This window comes from Faecalimicrobium sp. JNUCC 81 (assembly GCF_053667625.1).
This window is the reverse complement of sequence record NZ_CM132203.1, coordinates 3,407,495-3,424,830: the sequence shown is the minus strand read 5'-3', so window position 1 is coordinate 3,424,830 and position 17,336 is coordinate 3,407,495. Positions and strand designations below refer to the sequence as shown.

Genomic DNA, 17,336 nt, shown 5'->3' with positions numbered 1-17,336 from the left:
TAATATAGAAGTTAAGAAGGTGAATTTATATGAGTGGTAAAAAGGTATTAGCTACAAACAGAAAAGCAAGACATGAGTACTTTATAGAAGAAACTTATGAATGTGGAGTAGAATTAAAAGGTACAGAAGTAAAATCTATAAGACAAGGTAAGTTAAACTTAAGTGATGGATTTGCATCTGTTGATAATAGTGAAGTATTTTTAAAACAAGTTCATATAAGTCCATACGAGCAAGGAAACATATTTAATGTTGATCCTTTAAGAACTAGGAAATTATTACTTCATAGACATGAAATAAGAAAGCTTATAGGTGCTACTACTATAAAAGGTTACTCATTAGTTCCTTTAAGTGTTTATCTTAAAAATGGTAAAGTTAAAGTAGAATTAGCACTAGCTAAAGGTAAAAAACTATATGATAAGCGTCAAGATTTAGCTAAAAAAGATGCTCAAAGAAATATAGAAAGAGAAATGCGTGGAAAATACTAATGCTTTAGGTAAAGATTTCTTTAATAACAAGTTAATTACATTGATTTTTGCTCTAAAAAGTATTATATTATAGATACACTAAAAAACTAAATATAGATGGTGAAACAAATAAGTTTGCGAATTAAGAAGTCTTTAAGACTCTAAACTTACCACGGGGGCGTAAAGGTTTCGACGTGGGTTTGGAACTTGGGGCTGCGTGTCGTGTTACTCTGGGTCACGTAAAAACTGGGGAAAAAAATAAACGCAAACGATAATTACGCTTTAGCAGCTTAATGCTGCTCGACCCGCCGAGCCCTCCTGCCGGTTAGGCCTGGTCGTCATTTATGCAGGGAACTACTTTTAGGGTGTCTCGACTGAAAGTGGACTAATTGGGACTGGTCGATCACATAGCCCGCAGCTGGGCGATGTGTGAGACGAGAATCTAAATCAGTTGGCTACACACGTAGATGCAACAGGGAAAGAGCTTGCGGACAGGGGTTCGACTCCCCTCGTCTCCACCATTGAAATCCACGAAAAAGATATTGGCTATGTAGTCAATATCTTTTTTTAGTTTAAAATAAATAATAATGAACTGTATCAAAAGTAATATTCTAAATTTCAATTTATTTTAGTAGAACTTACATAGAGTGTAAGTAAGGATTGATTTGCAAATTACATTATAATAAGTTTAAAATGAAATATAATTCTAAATCAGAAATTTATATTGTTATATTATATAAAAAATGGAATTAGATATTATGATAATAATAAAAATAAAGATGAAATAAACCCAAAATTATTATAAGGGGAGTGAGTACTATAGAGAAAACTTATAAAACAAGTGAAGTAGCTAAAATGATAGGAATACATCCAAATACTGTACGTATGTATGAGGATTTAGAGTTAATATCAAAACCTATTAGAAAAGACAATGGTTATCGTGTATTTACAGATTTGCATATATATCAGTTTAAGTTAGCACGTAAGGTTTTCGAAGTTGAAGTTCTACAAAATGGATTAAGAAAAAAGGCTATAGCTATTGTTAAGATGTTAGCTAAACAAGATTTTGATGGATCTATTGTATTAACTAATCAGTATATTAAATCTATTAAAAAAGAGATTGCTAATGCTAATGAGGCTGTAGATATTGCAGGAAAATTAATAAATGGATTAAATCATGAAAAAGAATTTAATTTAAAGCGTAAAGAAGTTTCTGAATTGCTTGGAATAACTATGGATACTATTCGTAATTGGGAGATGAATGGATTAGTAAATGTTAAGAGACAAGAAAATGGATATAGGATTTATACTTATAAAGATATCCAACGCTTAAAGGTAATTCGTTCTCTTAAATGTGGTAATTATTCTCTTTCTGCTATACTTAGAATGCTTAATAAATTATCAGAGAATAATGAAGCTGATATTAATGAGATATTAAATTCACCTGATGAAAATGAAGATATTATTTCAGTATGTGACAAGCTTATAAACTCTTTAAATTTAGCGGCCCAAAATGCTGAGGAAATATTAGAAATGTTATATAAAATGAAAAGAAAATATTCAAACTCTCCACTTTAACACCAGACTTTTGTTTGGTGTTATTATTTTTACATAAAACAAGAGGAGGATGTAAAAATGGATTATGCAATTAAGGTAGATAAACTATCAAAAAGTTATAAAGGTTATGCAGCGATAGATAACCTAAGCTTTGAAGTAAAAAAAGGAACTGTATTTGGGTTACTTGGAGCTAATGGAGCAGGAAAGAGTACAAGTATTGAATGTATACTTGGAACTAAAAAGATAGATAAAGGTGAAGTTTCAATACTAGGATTAAATCCAATATCTAATCGTAAAGAGTTATTCGAAAGCGTTGGAGTCCAGTTTCAAGAGGCTAATTATCAAGAAAATATAAGAGTTGAAGAGCTTTGTGAAGTGACAGCATCACTTTATAAAAATCCAGCTGATTATAAAGAACTATTACAAATATTCGAAATCGAAGATAAAAGTAAAGCTTTAGTAAAGGAAATTTCAGGAGGACAAAAGCAAAGACTGTTTATTATACTTGCACTTATTCCTAATCCGGAAGTAGTGTTTTTAGATGAGCTTACAACTGGACTTGATGCAAGAGCAAGAAGAGATGTATGGAAAATATTAGAAGATTTAAAGAAAAAAGGCTTAACAATTGTGTTAACTTCACATTTCATGGATGAGGTAGAAGTATTATGTGATATTATTTGTATTCTTAAAAAAGGAAAGGTAGTATTTCATGGAACAGTTAAAGAGGCTATTAAAGCAAGCCCTTATGAAAAATTAGAAGATGCATATCTTTGGTATACGGATGAGGAGGTAATGTAATATGAGGTCATTTATTACAATGTTAAAAACAGAGTTGAAGTTATCATTAAGAGGACTAGACATGTTTATATTTGCTATATGTATGCCTATAGTTGTACTTGTAGCAATAGGTATTATTTATGGAAGCAAACCTGCTTTCGAAGGAGCAAATTATACATTTTTAGAGCAATCATTTGGAGCAATAACATCTATTGCGATTTGCGCGGGAGGAGTTATGGGATTACCTTTAGTAGTTTCAGATTATAGAAGTAAACATATTTTAAAGAGATTTAAAGTAACACCTGTTAATCCAATAGTTATATTATTAGTACAAGTTGCTATATATGCTCTATACTCTTTAGTGTCTATGATTTCATTGTTTTTAGTAGCGAAACTTTTCTTTAAATTTAGTATGCAAGGAAGTGTTTTAAAGTTAATTTTAGGGTGGCTGCTTATTATGGTTTCAATGTTTAGTATTGGAATTATGGTTGGTGGTATATCAAAAGATTCAAAAATTGCAGGAGTTATAGCAAGTGTATTATATTTCCCTATGCTGATATTTTCAGGGGCAACAATACCATATGAGGTTATGCCAAATATGATGAAAAACATAGTAGATGTATTTCCACTTACACAAGGAATAAAAATATTAAAATCAGTAACCCTAGGACAACCAGTTGAAAATATTATAATGCCAATATTTATAATGCTAATAATAGCTATTATTTGTTCAACAGTTGCAATTAAGTGCTTTAAATGGGAATAAAAATGATGTATTTATAGCGGATATTAGAAGATTAAGTATAAAACATATTACTAATAGCAACAAGGACTTTGTTTTTGCATGATATCTGAGGGTAAAAATTGTGTAGAAATATGTAAGATTAAATCGTGGGTATTATTCCTACGATTCGTCTCCACCATTGAAATCCACGAAAAAGGTATTATCATAACTTTATGATAGTACCTTTTTTGCATATAAAAAATATATAGTAAAAAGAGAACTCGGATATACTAAAAGAAAATTACTGATTAGGATGTAAATTAGCAAATAACAAACTAAAAACATATATAATGTATGAAAATAAATATATAACTTGATATTTAGACTATCAACCATTCAATGATGGATATACTTTAATCTTACCTAAGAAATACTACAGAAAAACTGAAGAATTAGAGATTAAAACTATAATGCAATTATGAAAGCATCAATACTTACCTCTAAAGCGATTAAATTTTCATACAGTCCAGATGGTATTACAAGATGAAAAATACTTTAAAAGTCAGCATAGACAAATAAGCTCAGACTCAATTCTAAAGTAAGGGTAATACTATAATGGAAAGTAAAATAACAAAATAGCAACTCTACGGTTAGTTTATTGTATGATACCCTGATTTAGTTTAAATTAATAGAAGAGGTGATACAGATGGATTGTAAAAAAATCGGAAATTTAATATATCAACTTAGAAAAGAAAAAAACATGACCCAAAAACAAATTGGGGACATGATGAATATAAGCGATAAAGCCATAAGCAAGTGGGAGAGAGGTCAAGGATGCCCTGATGTATCATTACTACCAGAATTAGCACAAATACTAGGGACTAGTGTAGATGAAATATTATCAGGCGAATTAAATTTAAACGATTTAGTGGGAGGTAATATGAATAAAATAAAATTTTATATGTGTAAACATTGTAATAATTTAATGACAGCTACAGGTGAGGCAACTATTTCTTGTTGTGGAAAAACTATAGAGCCATTAGAACCAAAGAAATCAGAAAGTGAACACACACTTGAGGTTGAGAAGGTAGAAGATGAACTTTATGTAACATCACAACATGAAATGAAAAAAGAACATTATATATCTTTTGTGGCATATGTAAGAGGTGATAGAGCTCTTATAGTAAAGCAATATCCAGAATGGAATATGGAATTTAGATTTAGAAAACAAGGTCATGGTAGGCTGTATTACTACTGCACTAATCATGGACTGTATTATATAAATATATAAATATATAAAATAAGGTTAGCCAATAGATTAATAAGTTAATATAAAAATGATCGGAGATTGAATATGAAAATAATAACATTTAACGGAAGCCCTAGTGGCAGCAATAGTAATACAAATATTATTGTTGAAGCTTTTTTAGAAGGAGCAAGACGTGGAGGGGCTGAAACAGAGAATATATTTTTAATTGATAAAGATGTAAAACATTGTAAAGGATGCTTTACTTGTTGGTTTAAGACACCAGGAAAATGTGTATATAAAGATGATATGGAGGAATTAATAAATAAGTATATGGAGTCAGATATAGTATGCTTTGCTAGTCCTGTATATACTTGGAACATGACAGCAGTACTTAAAAATTTTGTAGACAGATTAGTTCCTTTAAAAAGTCCAATATTGATGAAACAAAATGGTAACTTTGATTTGGAAAATAGTATATTAAAGACACAACAATTTATGGTTATATGTAATAGTGGTTTCCCTGGTGAAAATAATTTTGGGACTATGAAAGAGGTATTTAAGTCTTGTAATCCAACTTTAGAGATTTATAGAAATTGTGGTAGATTGCTTAAGAGTAAGGATGAAAAAATCAAAAAAATAGTAGATGATTATTTGGAGTATGTAAAACAAGCTGGATATGAGATGGCAACTAAAAAGGTAGTTTATGAGGATGTAAAGATGAATTTAGAAAAAGATTTGATTTCATTAGAAGAATATATAAAATACTTAGGAATGTAGATTAGATAGTATATAAATGAATGTAATTCATATAATTAGTACTTATTAAGATCAGATAAGGTTAAGATTACGTATGCTCTTGTTCATTTAAAACAAGTAAAAGATGAAATGAAAAGTAAAGAATTTTAAGATTCCTTAAATATTGTCGTTATCCATAATATTTAAGGGTTTATTATGTAGTGCAGTTATTGACGAGTTATAGAGAAGACTATCTATGTAATGATATTAAACAGTGGGCATTATTCTTGTGAATCATTTCCACAATTGAAATTCATTAAAAAGCTATTGATAAATTATCAATAGCTTTTTAATTTTATATAAAGTTTATTTTACGATATAAATTAAAAATAATAACGTAATACTTATAAATAAGTTTTTGTTTATTTTTATTATTAATATAGTATAATTAAAAAGAAATTACAGGCTAGAGGGAAGAGAGTGTGGTTTCTATATAACTAATTGATATTAATCGATTAAAGCACTCTTATTGTATTAGTAAGAGTGATTTCTTGCGCCTAAGAAAAAAGTTATGAAGCTTTAAAAGTACGAACTAATAATATACGATAGAAATGAGGTTTAAAGTGAAAAAATTTAAGTCTTTTAAGACAATAATTCTAACAATTTTAATATTAACATTAACATCTCTTAGCAGTATAGCTAATGCACAAGAGAACATAGGTCAAATTCAAGGAATAGTTGCCCAATCAGCAATAGTTATGGATATGGACACTGGTGAAGTTATTGCATCAAAAAATGCTGATAATCAGATGCCTATAGCAAGTACTATAAAATTACTAACATCATTAATTTACGCAGAAAATACTTCAAAGTCAGAGAACATTTCATTTACTGAAGATGCACTTAAAACCACTCAAACTGCATTAAATAATTTCAAGAAAGTTAATCCAGGAGATAAAATTTCAAGTGATGATCTTATGAAAGCTGTTATGATTTTTTCTGCTAATGATGCTGCATATCTAATGGGAGACTCTGTAGCTGGAAATACTAAAGATTTCGTAAAGATGATGAACGATAGAGTAAAGTCTATGGGATTAAAAGATACATATGTAGTAAATCCATGTGGGTTAGAAAGTGATGCTCTAAATCCAGAAAATAAAGAAATAAATTTATCAAGTGCGTATGATATAGCAATAATTGCAAGAGAAGCTTATAAGAATGAATGGATTAGAGATACAATATCAGAAAAAAATAAAAAGGTAACTATTGAATTAGCAGGATCACCTATTATTCTTGAAACAAGAAATAAAATGATTGACGAATATGGCAATATAGGTGGAAAAACAGGAAATGAAACTAAAGCAGGTCGTTGCTTTGTTGGTTTCTTTGAAAGAGGCGGTAGAAATCTAGTTACGGTTGCTCTTAATTCTGAGTATGGAGTACATGATGTAGATGTATTTAATGATAGTAAGATAATAGCAGACGATGGATATAATGCTAAAAAGCAAGTATTTAAAAAGACTGGAGAAAAAATTGATACAGTAAAATTAGAGTACAACTTATTTGGGTTCTTTGGACCTAAAAAGACTGTAGAGGCTCCAATTGTAGCATCAAAAGATATAATGTATTATAAAAATCCTATCAATGATAAAAATACAAAAATAGAATATAAAGATAAAAATAAAAATGCATGGAAATTAGCAGATAAAGAAGTAGAGCTAACATTTTCATTACCAAATTATAAAGCAAAAGTATCAGGAAAAGTGGATATATCATTATTTGATTTAATTAAAATGAATATAGTACCATATGGTATTGCTGTTACTGTTTTCGGATTTATTTCAGCAGTGTTTGTAATATTATATAGGAAAATATCTACGAATAGAATACGTAAAAGAAAAGGATATATGTTTTATAAAAAATAAATAGAAGTTAAGAAATAGTGGATATGATTCTTGTGAATCGTCTCCACCATTGAAATCCACGAAAAGGTATTGGCTAAATAGTCAATATCTTTTTTAGTATGTAAATGTTAAGATATGATATTATAAAATAAAACACAAAACAGGGAGATTATGTGTATGTTTAAAGAACATATTTTAGTAGTAGAAGATGATGTAGATATAAATAATCTAATAAAAAAGAAATTAGAAAAAGAAGGATACAAAACAACTCAAGCATTTTCAGGTACTGAAGCATTATTACAGCTATCAATATCAGAATTTGACTTAATATTATTAGATTTAATGTTGCCAGGAATAAATGGGGAGGAAATAATAAATAAAATAAGAACTGAAAAAGAAATAGCAATAATAGTAATATCAGCAAAAACATCTCTAAAAGATAAAGTAAAGGTATTAAATATAGGTGCAGATGATTATATAACCAAGCCTTTTGAAACAGAAGAAGTATTAGCCAGAGTAAATTCAAGCCTAAGAAGATATAGAAAGTATGAGATAAGCGCAAATCAAAGTGAAAAATACAAATTTAAAAATATAGAACTTGAAGAAGATACAAGAAAAGTAACAGTAAAAGGAATCGAGATACACTTAACGGGTCATGAATTTGATATTTTAAGTATCTTAATAAAAAATCCTGATAGAGTATATTCGAGGGAGACTCTATATGAACAGGTGTGGAAGAATGGATACTATGGAGAAGATAATTCAGTAAATGTTCATATAAGCAATATTAGAAAAAAGATAAAGTTAGTATCAGAGGATGAAGAGTACATAAAAACTGTGTGGGGAATTGGATTTAAATTAAATACTAATTAAGAATAATCTTTATACTTTCTTTAAACTTTCTTGAATATTTATTAAAAAAAAATTTATATCATATATATTGTAGGTTAGTTAATGATTTCTAACTTAATTAAATAATAAAGGAGAAAGGTATGAAGGAAGTTATAAAAACTTATGGTTTATCAAAGCAATATAAGAATTTTGATGCCTTGAAGGAGATTAATATTAATGTTAAACAAGGGGATATATATGGATTAGTAGGTGATAATGGAGCAGGTAAGACTACTTTACTTAGGATATTAACAGGTCAGTCATTATCTAGTGAAGGTAGTTTTGAATTATTTTCAACTTCAAATGATAAAGACTTAAAGGAAGTAAAAAAACACATAGGTGTTATCATAGAATCACCAAGTTTTTATCCAAATCTTACTATTGAAAAAAACTTAGAATATTATCGTATTCAAAGAGGTATACCAGGAAAAGAGAAAGTAGGAAAAGCACTTAGAGAAGTTAATATATATGAAGCTAGAAAGAAAAAGTTTAGTCAATTATCTTTAGGTATGAAACAAAGACTTGGGTTAGCATTATGTATTATGGGAGACCCAGAGTTATTAATACTTGATGAACCTATTAATGGATTAGACCCATCAGGTATTATTGAAATTAGAAATCTTTTATTAAGACTAAATAAGGAAAAAAATATCACTATATTAATATCAAGCCATATACTTTTAGAGTTAGCTAATATTGCGACTTGCTATGGATTTTTAAATAAAGGAAGATTAGTAAAAGAAATATCTGCAAGTGAACTTAATGAAAATTGTAAAAGCTATTTAGAAATTAAGGTAACTAATGCTAATAAACTAGCGGCATTGTTAGAAGAGAGGCTGGGATATAGTGATTATAAGGTTTTACCACAAGATGTAATACAGTTGTTTGATGAAGATAGAAATCCAGAAAAAGTAAGCGAACTTATAATTAAAAACGGAATTGGACTAAGCTCACTAGAGGAAAAAACTATCGATCTTGAAAACTATTATATGTCATTGATGGGGGGGACTTATAATGTTTAATTACATAAAAAGTGAGTTTTATCGTAATATAAATACGAAAGGAAACTATATATTTTTATTTGGAAGTATAGGGTTTGTGGTATTTATAAATGTAGCTTTAGGATTATTTGCAAATAGTCAGGTTAATTTTCCATATGGATCTACTAAATATTCTCTTAGTAGTTTCTATACTTATATTGGATTATTAATGCTTATATCTGTTTATTTAGTATCATTAATCTTTGGTCAAGAATTTAAAAATTCTACACTAAAAAATTCTATTTCATTTGGTATTTCTAGAGGTGAAATATATTTTGGAAAGTGGTTAGTAGAAGTAGTAATATGTATAATAAACTTAGTATTAATTAGTAGTGCATATGTTATAGCAGCCTATGTAATGTTAGAGGATAGTGGGATAATATATTTACAAGATTTTATGCGAGCAATAGTAGCAAGTTTACCGTTATTATTAGTTTGCGTTAGCGCATCTAATTGTTTTTATTTTATATTTGATAATGAAGCTATGGCTGTGACAGTTTGGTCAATTATTATAGTTTTTGTGCCATTATTAATATCAATGGCAGGAAGAAAAATAATCATATTAGAGAAAATATCAGGCTGGTTACCATGGAATATAGCTGGAAATGCTATATTTGATAGTAGTATAGGCAGAATAATTATGCCATGGAATAGTAGTGATGGTTTTATTAGATGCTTTATAGTAGGAGTTATTGGAGTGGGAGTTTTCTATATCTTTGGACTTATAATGTTTAAGAAAAAAGAAATAAAATAAGAGAAAGTAGGTGTGTAGATGATGAAATTTATTTTATTAATGTTATTAATAACAAGTGTATATTTTTCTACACGCTTTTTCTTACTTTCTAGAAATATTAATAAAGTAATTAAAGATTTTAAATATATTTCTGAAAATATGGATACAAATCGAAAGTTTAAATTAGGATATCCAGATAGAAATTTAGAAAAATTACTAGTTGAGATAAATAACTATTTAGAAGAAACACAAAACTATAAATTAAAATATATAAAAAGAGAAGAAGATATTAGAAAAGAAATTGAAAATATATCTCATGATTTAAGGACTCCATTAACTTCTATTAGAGGATATTTAGAGTTAATAGATGATGAGGATATTACGGAAAATGAAAAGAAAGATTATATTCAGATTGTAGAAAAAAGGGCTAAAGTTCTTCAAAATCTAATTCAAGATTTTTATGATTTAAGCAGGCTTGAAAATAATGATTATAACTTTAATATAGAAATTATAGATATTAATAAAGAATTAAAAGAACAGATACTTATGTTTTATAATGATTTTGAGAAGAAGAATATAGATGTGGACATAAAATTAGAAGAAAAACCGATGTTTGTAAACTTAGACAAAAATGCTATTGAAAGAGTATTTCATAATCTAATTCAAAATGCTACTAAATATAGTAAGAGTAAGTTCTGTATTTCAATGAATAGTACAGATAATGGAATTATTATAGAGTTAAAAAATGATGTAGATGATATAAATAAAGAGGAGTTAGATTTATTGTTTAATAGATTCTATATTAAGGATAATTCAAGGAGTAGAGATAGTTCGGGACTAGGTTTAACTATAACTAAGTTTTTAGTTGAGTCTATGAATGGAAAAATTGAGGCTAAATTAGATAAAGGATATATTATATTTAAAATTAAGTTTTAGTTTAGATCATTTTAAAATAAACTAGATAAGTGTTCCAATAAATATTTAAAACGTGGGTATTATTCCTGTGAATCGTTTCTACTATTGAAATCAACGAAAAGATATTAACTATTTGCTAATATCTTTTTATTTGTCAAAAACAAGTATATAAGCTATATAATAACTATATATAGCAAACACAAAGAGGTGAAGAATTATGGCTAAAATTGATAACATGATGGCTATACTATGGATGTTAAACTCAGATAAAAAAGTTACAGCAAAACAAATATCTGAAAAACTAGAAATAAATATAAGAACTGTATATCGATATATTGATGCAATTTCGGCTAGTGGAGTGCCTATTATTTCAGATACAGGCCATAATGGTGGATATAGCCTTTTGAATAATTTTGTTAAAGCACCTCTTTTTTTCAATATTGAGGAGAAAACAGCATTACTTCATTCAACGATATTTGCTAAAGAAGCGGGATATTTTTTTGATGAAGCATTAAATAAGGCAACATCAAAGTTAAAAATGTATTCAAATAAAGAACAAGAAAAAATTCTAGATCAACATTTAGTAGGTTTTGAAGTAATAAAACCAATTGGAAAAATATCCATAGAATCAATACTTAAAACATTGGAGTATGGAATAGTAAATGAGTTATCTGTAGAAATTGACTATCGTACAGGTCGTGAAGAAAAATCAAAATGTAGAAATATAAATCCATATGGAATTGTTTATTGGAATAACAATTGGTATGTAGTTGCATTTTGCCAAATGAGAAATGAGATTCGTAGTTTTAGAGTAGATAGAATTAGTAGTATCATGGAAACAATAAATACATTTAATAGACCAAAGGAGTTCTCAGCAAGTGAGTTTTTTATAAAAGGAATTGTAAGTGAAATAAAAGATGAACAAGGTATGATTTCATTAGTTATAGAAGGAAGTATAAATGCTTTGGATAACTTATGCCAGCATTGGTTTTTAGGATATTATTTAAAAGAAAGAACTCCGAATCAGGCAATATTTCTACTTAAGGAAGAAGTAATATGTAAATATATACCAAATATACTTTTATCTTATGAAAAATCGGTACAAGTAATCGAACCACTAAGTTTAAAAAAGAAGATGGTTGAGGCTCTATTAGAATTAGTTAATCATTATCAAGTTTAATAACTTAACTGACTGAATATGTCAGTTAAGTTATTTTATAATTAGTTATATTAATTAGTCACACAAGGAGTAAAAAAGATGAAAAATAGAAAAGTGTATATGTATGTATTTGATACTATGTCAGATTGGGAAGTGGGATATTTAACTGCTGAATTAAATACAGGAAGATATTTCAAAAAAGGATTAGAACCATTAAAGGTAATTACAGTGGGAATTGATAAAAATCTTATAACGACAATGGGGGGATTGAAAGTTATTCCTGATATTTCTATAGAGGAGTGTAATATTGAAAGTAAGGATGTATTAATTTTGCCAGGAGGAGATACTTGGACATCAACAATTCATGAAATAATATTAGAAAAAGCTAAAGAAGCTTTGGTACAAGGGTCTATAGTAGCAGCAATTTGTGGATCTACGTTAGGTCTAGCGAAAAAAGGAATACTAGATTTTAGAAATCATACAAGTAATGACTTAGAATTTCTTAAAATGGTAATACCAAATTACTCAGGAGAAAAATATTATAAAATGGAAGCTGTAGTTAATGATGAAAATTTAGTTACGGCTTCGGGAATTGCTCCGTTGGAATTTACATTTCAAGTATTGAAAATTTTAGAGGTTTTTGAATCAGAATCATTAAATTCATGGTTAAATCTTTATAAAACTTATGATTCAAAATATTTTTTTGAACTAATGAATTGTAACAAATAAATTTAAGGTTTATTTTTAAATTTAATGTAGTACAGTATAATTATATAAAAAATAAAAAGAAACTACAATCTAGTGGAATAGATTAGTGGTTTATAATATAGATTACTTTTTAGTGAACTTGAATTTTATTTTAAATTCAAATTCTAAACCACTTTTTCTACGGCTAATAGATATGTGGTTTTTATTTTATCATATATGAAATTAGTACTTATACCAATACAAATAGGCTAATAGCTCCTATAATAAAATTTATTATTAGTTACATATAGAATGTACCTTTACTGTAGGAACTATGACTATATGAAACCACCACTAATAGATTGCATAGAATAATAAATTCATGTGAATTTTAGGTATAAGTTAATAGTGGGTATTATTCCTACGATTCATATCTACCATTGAAATCCACGAAAACACATTGACAATTTTGTTAGTTTGTTTTTGTGTGTACGGAACAGGCAACAACTTGACGGTGAAAGTCCGTTTCTGTAACCAGTGAAGTATCGCGTAAAATTATTTCACAATCTTTATCAGATTTAACAATTAAGTTAATCCAATCTATTATATCTTTTCTATAATCCCATTTCATTGCAATGTAATCACCTTGATTTTTTCCGTAAGCTCTTAAGTCAGGAATTATCCATGAATAACAATAGCCAATTTGTTAGTTTTATTTTTATTTAAAACTTTATATCCATGTAGCTTAAGATTGTAAAATGAAGTTAGATATACATCTTCATTTACAAGCCTTATGATTTAGGTAAAAGCGGTGATAAATGCAAATGTTTCATATAAAAATAATTTTAAAATTAAATTATTAACATAACGTATTGATTTATTATAAAATATTCAATATACTTAAATTAATAAGATATATATACAGAAAATACCATGAAGGTAGAAATTTCTACATGAAGTAGAATAATATTTTTGTGGTATTTTTTGTTATGCAAAAATATATTGAGGGGGTATATCATGATAAGGGGTATTAGAAAGAAACTTAGTTTATTTTTAATAGTAAGCTTAATGACAGCGAGCATGATTGGATGCAGTTCATCAACTAGTGAGGAAAATAAAGAAGTCAAAAAAAATGATATGTTAGTAATAGCAACGGCTAATGACATTGGAGACTTAAATGCACATGGATATAGTCCTATGTATGGCCAAAATTTTTTGTATGAGGGGTTAACTACTTTTGAAGAAGGGGAAGTAAAACCTGCATTAGCAGAAAAATGGGATGTTTCAGAAGATGGTAAAGAATACACTTTCTATTTACGAAAAAATGTAAAATTTACTGATGGTTCAGAGCTTAATGCTAACGTAGTTAAGAAGAATTTTGATTCGTTTTTAAAGAATAAAGATGCACATTCTTTCTTGGAGTCAGTTAATTTAATGGAATCTGTAGAGGTAGTAGATGATCATACAGTAAAAATAAAGTATAAAGAGTCATATTATCCAGTTTTACAAGAACTTGCTTTATCTAGACCAGTTCGTATAATGGCTGAAGCATCATTTCCAGATGATGGAGATACATCTGAAAAAATAAACGAGCCAATAGGTACGGGTATGTGGAAGCTAAAAGAGCATAAAGCAGGAGAGTATGCTATTCTTGAGAGAAATGAAGATTATTGGGGAGAAAAACCAAAGTTTAAGGAAGTTAAAATGGTAGTTACTCCAGATGGTGATACTGCAGTAAATGCTCTAAAAGCTGGAGAAGTTAATATGATATTTGATGTTGAAAGTAGGCTATCACCAGATGCATTTAATGAATTGAAATCAAGTGGATTTAAAACTCAGGTTTCACAGCCTTTAAGTACAGTTTCTTTAATTGTAAATGCTACTAATGGAGCTACAAAAGATTTAAAAGTTAGAAAAGCATTACAACACGGAGTAGATAAAGAAGTTATTTCAAAGCATGTATTTTATGGATTGCAAGAACCGGCAGATACATTATTTGATAAAAATGTTCCTTATTGTGATATCAATTTAGCAAAATATGAATATGACCTAGAAAAAGCAGGAAAAATGCTTGATGAAGCGGGTTGGAAATTAGAAGAAGGTAAAGAGTATAGATCTAAAGATGGAAAAGAACTAGAATTAGGTTTTTATTATGATGGGGATAATGTCATATACAAATCTTTAGGAGAAGTACTACAAAGTGAATATAAAAAGATGGGTGTAAAGATAAACTTAGAATCTCAAGAAAGACAAGCTTTAATTGATAAGACTAAGAGTGGTGATTTTGACATAACTATAACTGAAACATGGGGAGATCCGTATGATCCACATACATTAGTAGCTTCTATGAAAAATGAGGGGTATGCAGATTATCAAGCTCAAAAGGGACTTCCTATGAAGAAAGAATTAGATGAAAAAATAGGTAAGGTTATAGTTGAAAATGATGAAAAGACTAGACAAGATCTATATACTGATATATTAACAACATTACATGATCAAGCAGTATACTTACCAATTTCTAAGACTACAAGATTGGTTGCATGCGATAAAGACTTAGAAGGAATAAAGTTTAATACACTTTACTACATACCAATTGAAGAGGTTACTAGAGAGTCTAAATAAGATAAATACATAGTTAGATTAAAGTATAAATAAACTTAAGCTCTAGTTATAGGAAATTAATACTAGAGTTTAAGTTTATTGTAATTATAAGACAGGAGGACTTATAATGAAGAAATATGTTTTAAAAAGACTGATTACATTAGTACCCATATTGATTGGAATCTCAGTAGTAGCATTTCTTTTAGTTAGGATTATGCCAGGAGATGCAGCAACAGCATATTTAACTACAGCAAATATTCCTGTAACTGAAAAAAACATACAAATAGCAATGGCAAATCTAGGATTAGATAAACCTATAATAGTTCAATACTTTGATTGGATAAAAAACGTAATACAATTTAATTTAGGAACATCATATATATCTAAAACTTTAGTATCTCAAGAGTTATTATCAGGTCTAAAATATACTATGATGTTAGCAGCTACATCACTATTGTGGATATTTGTTATTAGTATTCCACTTGGTATGTACTCAGCAACTCATCCAGGTAAAAGAGTGGATAATCTAAGCCGTATATTTGCATTTATCGGTTCGTCTATGCCCACATTTTGGCTAGGATTTTTATTGGTACAATTCTTTTCAATAAGATTAGGCATATTACCAGTGGCTGGAGCTGAGAAATTATCAAATATTATATTACCATCAATAACACTAGCTTTTGGATATATTCCAACTTATTCGAGAATATTACGAAATAGCTTACTAGAAAATATGAAGTCACCATCAGTCACTTATGCTAGGGCAAGAGGAATAAGTGAAAGAAAGATATTATTTAATAATGTTTTAAGAAATTCTTTGATACCTATAATAACTTCTCTAGGAATGAATTTTGGAGGAATGTTATCAGGAAGTGTAATAGTTGAGAATGTTTTCTCATGGCCAGGTCTTGGACGTGTAATAGTCGGGTCAATTTCACAAAGAGATTATCCTATGATTCAAGGATACATAATACTTATGGCAGTAATATTTATTTTGAGTAATCTTTTAGCTGATTTAGCATGTGCAAGTATTGATTCAAGAATAAGATTGGAAGGATAGATTTATGAATATAAAAGAAATTACACAGAATCTATTAAAACACAAGTTAACACTATTATGTTTTATTTTTATAATTATAGTAATAATAACAGGAGTTTTTGCACCAATTATAGCACCACATGATCCTTTGGAAATGGAGCTTACAAAAAAATTTATGCCGATATCGATAGAATATCCTATGGGTACTGATAATATGGGTAGGTGTATATTTTCTAGAATAGTTCATGGAATTAGACCAACCATTGGATTTTCTTTAATTGCATGTGCAATATCATCAACTTTTGGAATATTTATAGGAATGTTATCAGGATTTAAAGGTGGGAAAATAGATATGATAATTATGAGATTATGTGATGTATTATACTCTTTTCCAAGTTTAGTTTTAACCTTAGTAATAGTAAGCTTCTTAGGACCGGGTATAAAAAATATTATTATAGCTATGATTTCTGTACAATGGATTTGGTATGCAAGAGTATCAAGAAATTTGACAATAAGAGAGAGAGAGCTAAGCTATGTAGCTTGTAGCAAACTAGTTGGATCATCAAATATAAAAATTTTAACTAAATCTATTTTGCCAAATATTTTTCCGCAAGTATTGTCTATAATAACAATTGATTTTGGTCACACAATATTAGCAGTATCAGGATTTTCTTTTTTAGGGCTTGGAGTTAAGGCACCTCTGCCAGAGTGGGGGATGATGATAAATGATGGACGTTCATTTATGCATAGTAACCCAATGCTAATGTTTTGGCCAGGTATTATGATTTTACTTGTAGTTTTAAGTACAAATATAATAGGAGATAAATTAAGAGATACTTTAGAAGAGGTAGTTAGTTAGTA

16 protein-coding genes and 1 other RNA gene are annotated in these 17,336 nt (G+C 28.4%); all 17 read left to right on the top strand.

Features of this window, described 5'->3' with window-relative positions; all coding sequences use genetic code 11:
- Positions 1-29: 29 nt before the first annotated feature.
- Positions 30-485, top strand: a complete 456-nt coding sequence (gene smpB / locus JNUCC81_RS16815; protein WP_454094521.1) for an SsrA-binding protein SmpB — start codon at positions 30-32, stop codon at positions 483-485.
- A gap of 153 nt (positions 486-638) precedes the next feature.
- Positions 639-985: a transfer-messenger RNA gene (gene ssrA, locus JNUCC81_RS16810) on the top strand.
- 289 nt (positions 986-1,274) lie between these two features.
- Entirely contained in the window at positions 1,275-2,042 is a 768-nt protein-coding gene (locus tag JNUCC81_RS16805; RefSeq protein ID WP_454094520.1) for a MerR family transcriptional regulator, read from the top strand.
- 57 nt (positions 2,043-2,099) lie between these two features.
- Positions 2,100-2,819: an ABC transporter ATP-binding protein gene (locus JNUCC81_RS16800; protein WP_454094519.1), complete on the top strand. Its 720-nt coding sequence runs from the start codon at positions 2,100-2,102 to the stop codon at positions 2,817-2,819.
- A gap of 1 nt (position 2,820) precedes the next feature.
- Positions 2,821-3,564: an ABC transporter permease gene (locus tag JNUCC81_RS16795; RefSeq protein WP_454094518.1), complete on the top strand. Its 744-nt coding sequence runs from the start codon at positions 2,821-2,823 to the stop codon at positions 3,562-3,564.
- Positions 3,565-4,228: 664 nt separating this feature from the next.
- Entirely contained in the window at positions 4,229-4,813 is a 585-nt protein-coding gene (locus JNUCC81_RS16790) for a helix-turn-helix domain-containing protein (protein WP_454094517.1), read from the top strand.
- 63 nt (positions 4,814-4,876) lie between these two features.
- Complete coding sequence (locus tag JNUCC81_RS16785) at positions 4,877-5,548, top strand: flavodoxin family protein (RefSeq protein ID WP_454094516.1); 672 nt, start codon at positions 4,877-4,879, stop codon at positions 5,546-5,548.
- 581 nt (positions 5,549-6,129) lie between these two features.
- Positions 6,130-7,431 carry a D-alanyl-D-alanine carboxypeptidase family protein gene (locus JNUCC81_RS16780; protein ID WP_454094515.1) on the top strand — a complete coding sequence of 434 codons (1,302 nt, stop codon included), beginning with the start codon at positions 6,130-6,132 and terminating at the stop codon, positions 7,429-7,431.
- A 156-nt stretch (positions 7,432-7,587) separates the two neighbouring features.
- A complete protein-coding gene (locus JNUCC81_RS16775) occupies positions 7,588-8,283 on the top strand; it encodes a response regulator transcription factor (protein WP_454094514.1) in 696 nt (231 codons plus the stop codon).
- A gap of 119 nt (positions 8,284-8,402) precedes the next feature.
- On the top strand, positions 8,403-9,323 hold the full coding sequence (locus JNUCC81_RS16770; RefSeq protein ID WP_454094513.1) for an ABC transporter ATP-binding protein: 921 nt from the start codon (positions 8,403-8,405) through the stop codon (positions 9,321-9,323).
- Positions 9,316-10,095, top strand: coding sequence for an ABC transporter permease subunit (locus tag JNUCC81_RS16765; RefSeq protein ID WP_454094512.1), 780 nt, complete (start codon positions 9,316-9,318; stop codon positions 10,093-10,095). Before JNUCC81_RS16770 ends, JNUCC81_RS16765 begins: the two co-directional genes overlap by 8 nt.
- Before the next feature lie 18 nt (positions 10,096-10,113).
- Positions 10,114-11,010 (top strand): sensor histidine kinase, encoded by an 897-nt coding sequence (locus JNUCC81_RS16760; RefSeq protein WP_454094511.1) that lies wholly within the window; start codon positions 10,114-10,116, stop codon positions 11,008-11,010.
- Positions 11,011-11,206: 196 nt separating this feature from the next.
- Positions 11,207-12,169 carry a helix-turn-helix transcriptional regulator gene (locus JNUCC81_RS16755; RefSeq protein ID WP_454094510.1) on the top strand — a complete coding sequence of 321 codons (963 nt, stop codon included), beginning with the start codon at positions 11,207-11,209 and terminating at the stop codon, positions 12,167-12,169.
- A gap of 78 nt (positions 12,170-12,247) precedes the next feature.
- On the top strand, positions 12,248-12,877 hold the full coding sequence (locus JNUCC81_RS16750; RefSeq protein WP_454094509.1) for a type 1 glutamine amidotransferase family protein: 630 nt from the start codon (positions 12,248-12,250) through the stop codon (positions 12,875-12,877).
- 975 nt (positions 12,878-13,852) lie between these two features.
- Positions 13,853-15,457, top strand: coding sequence for a nickel ABC transporter substrate-binding protein (gene nikA / locus JNUCC81_RS16745; RefSeq protein WP_454094508.1), 1,605 nt, complete (start codon positions 13,853-13,855; stop codon positions 15,455-15,457).
- Between the two features lie 106 nt (positions 15,458-15,563).
- A complete protein-coding gene (gene nikB, locus JNUCC81_RS16740) occupies positions 15,564-16,496 on the top strand; it encodes a nickel ABC transporter permease (protein WP_454094507.1) in 933 nt (310 codons plus the stop codon).
- Positions 16,497-16,500: 4 nt separating this feature from the next.
- The gene (locus tag JNUCC81_RS16735) at positions 16,501-17,334 is read left to right on the top strand and encodes an ABC transporter permease (protein WP_454094506.1); all 834 of its coding nucleotides are present in this window, start codon (positions 16,501-16,503) and stop codon (positions 17,332-17,334) included.
- Positions 17,335-17,336 lie beyond the last annotated feature (2 nt).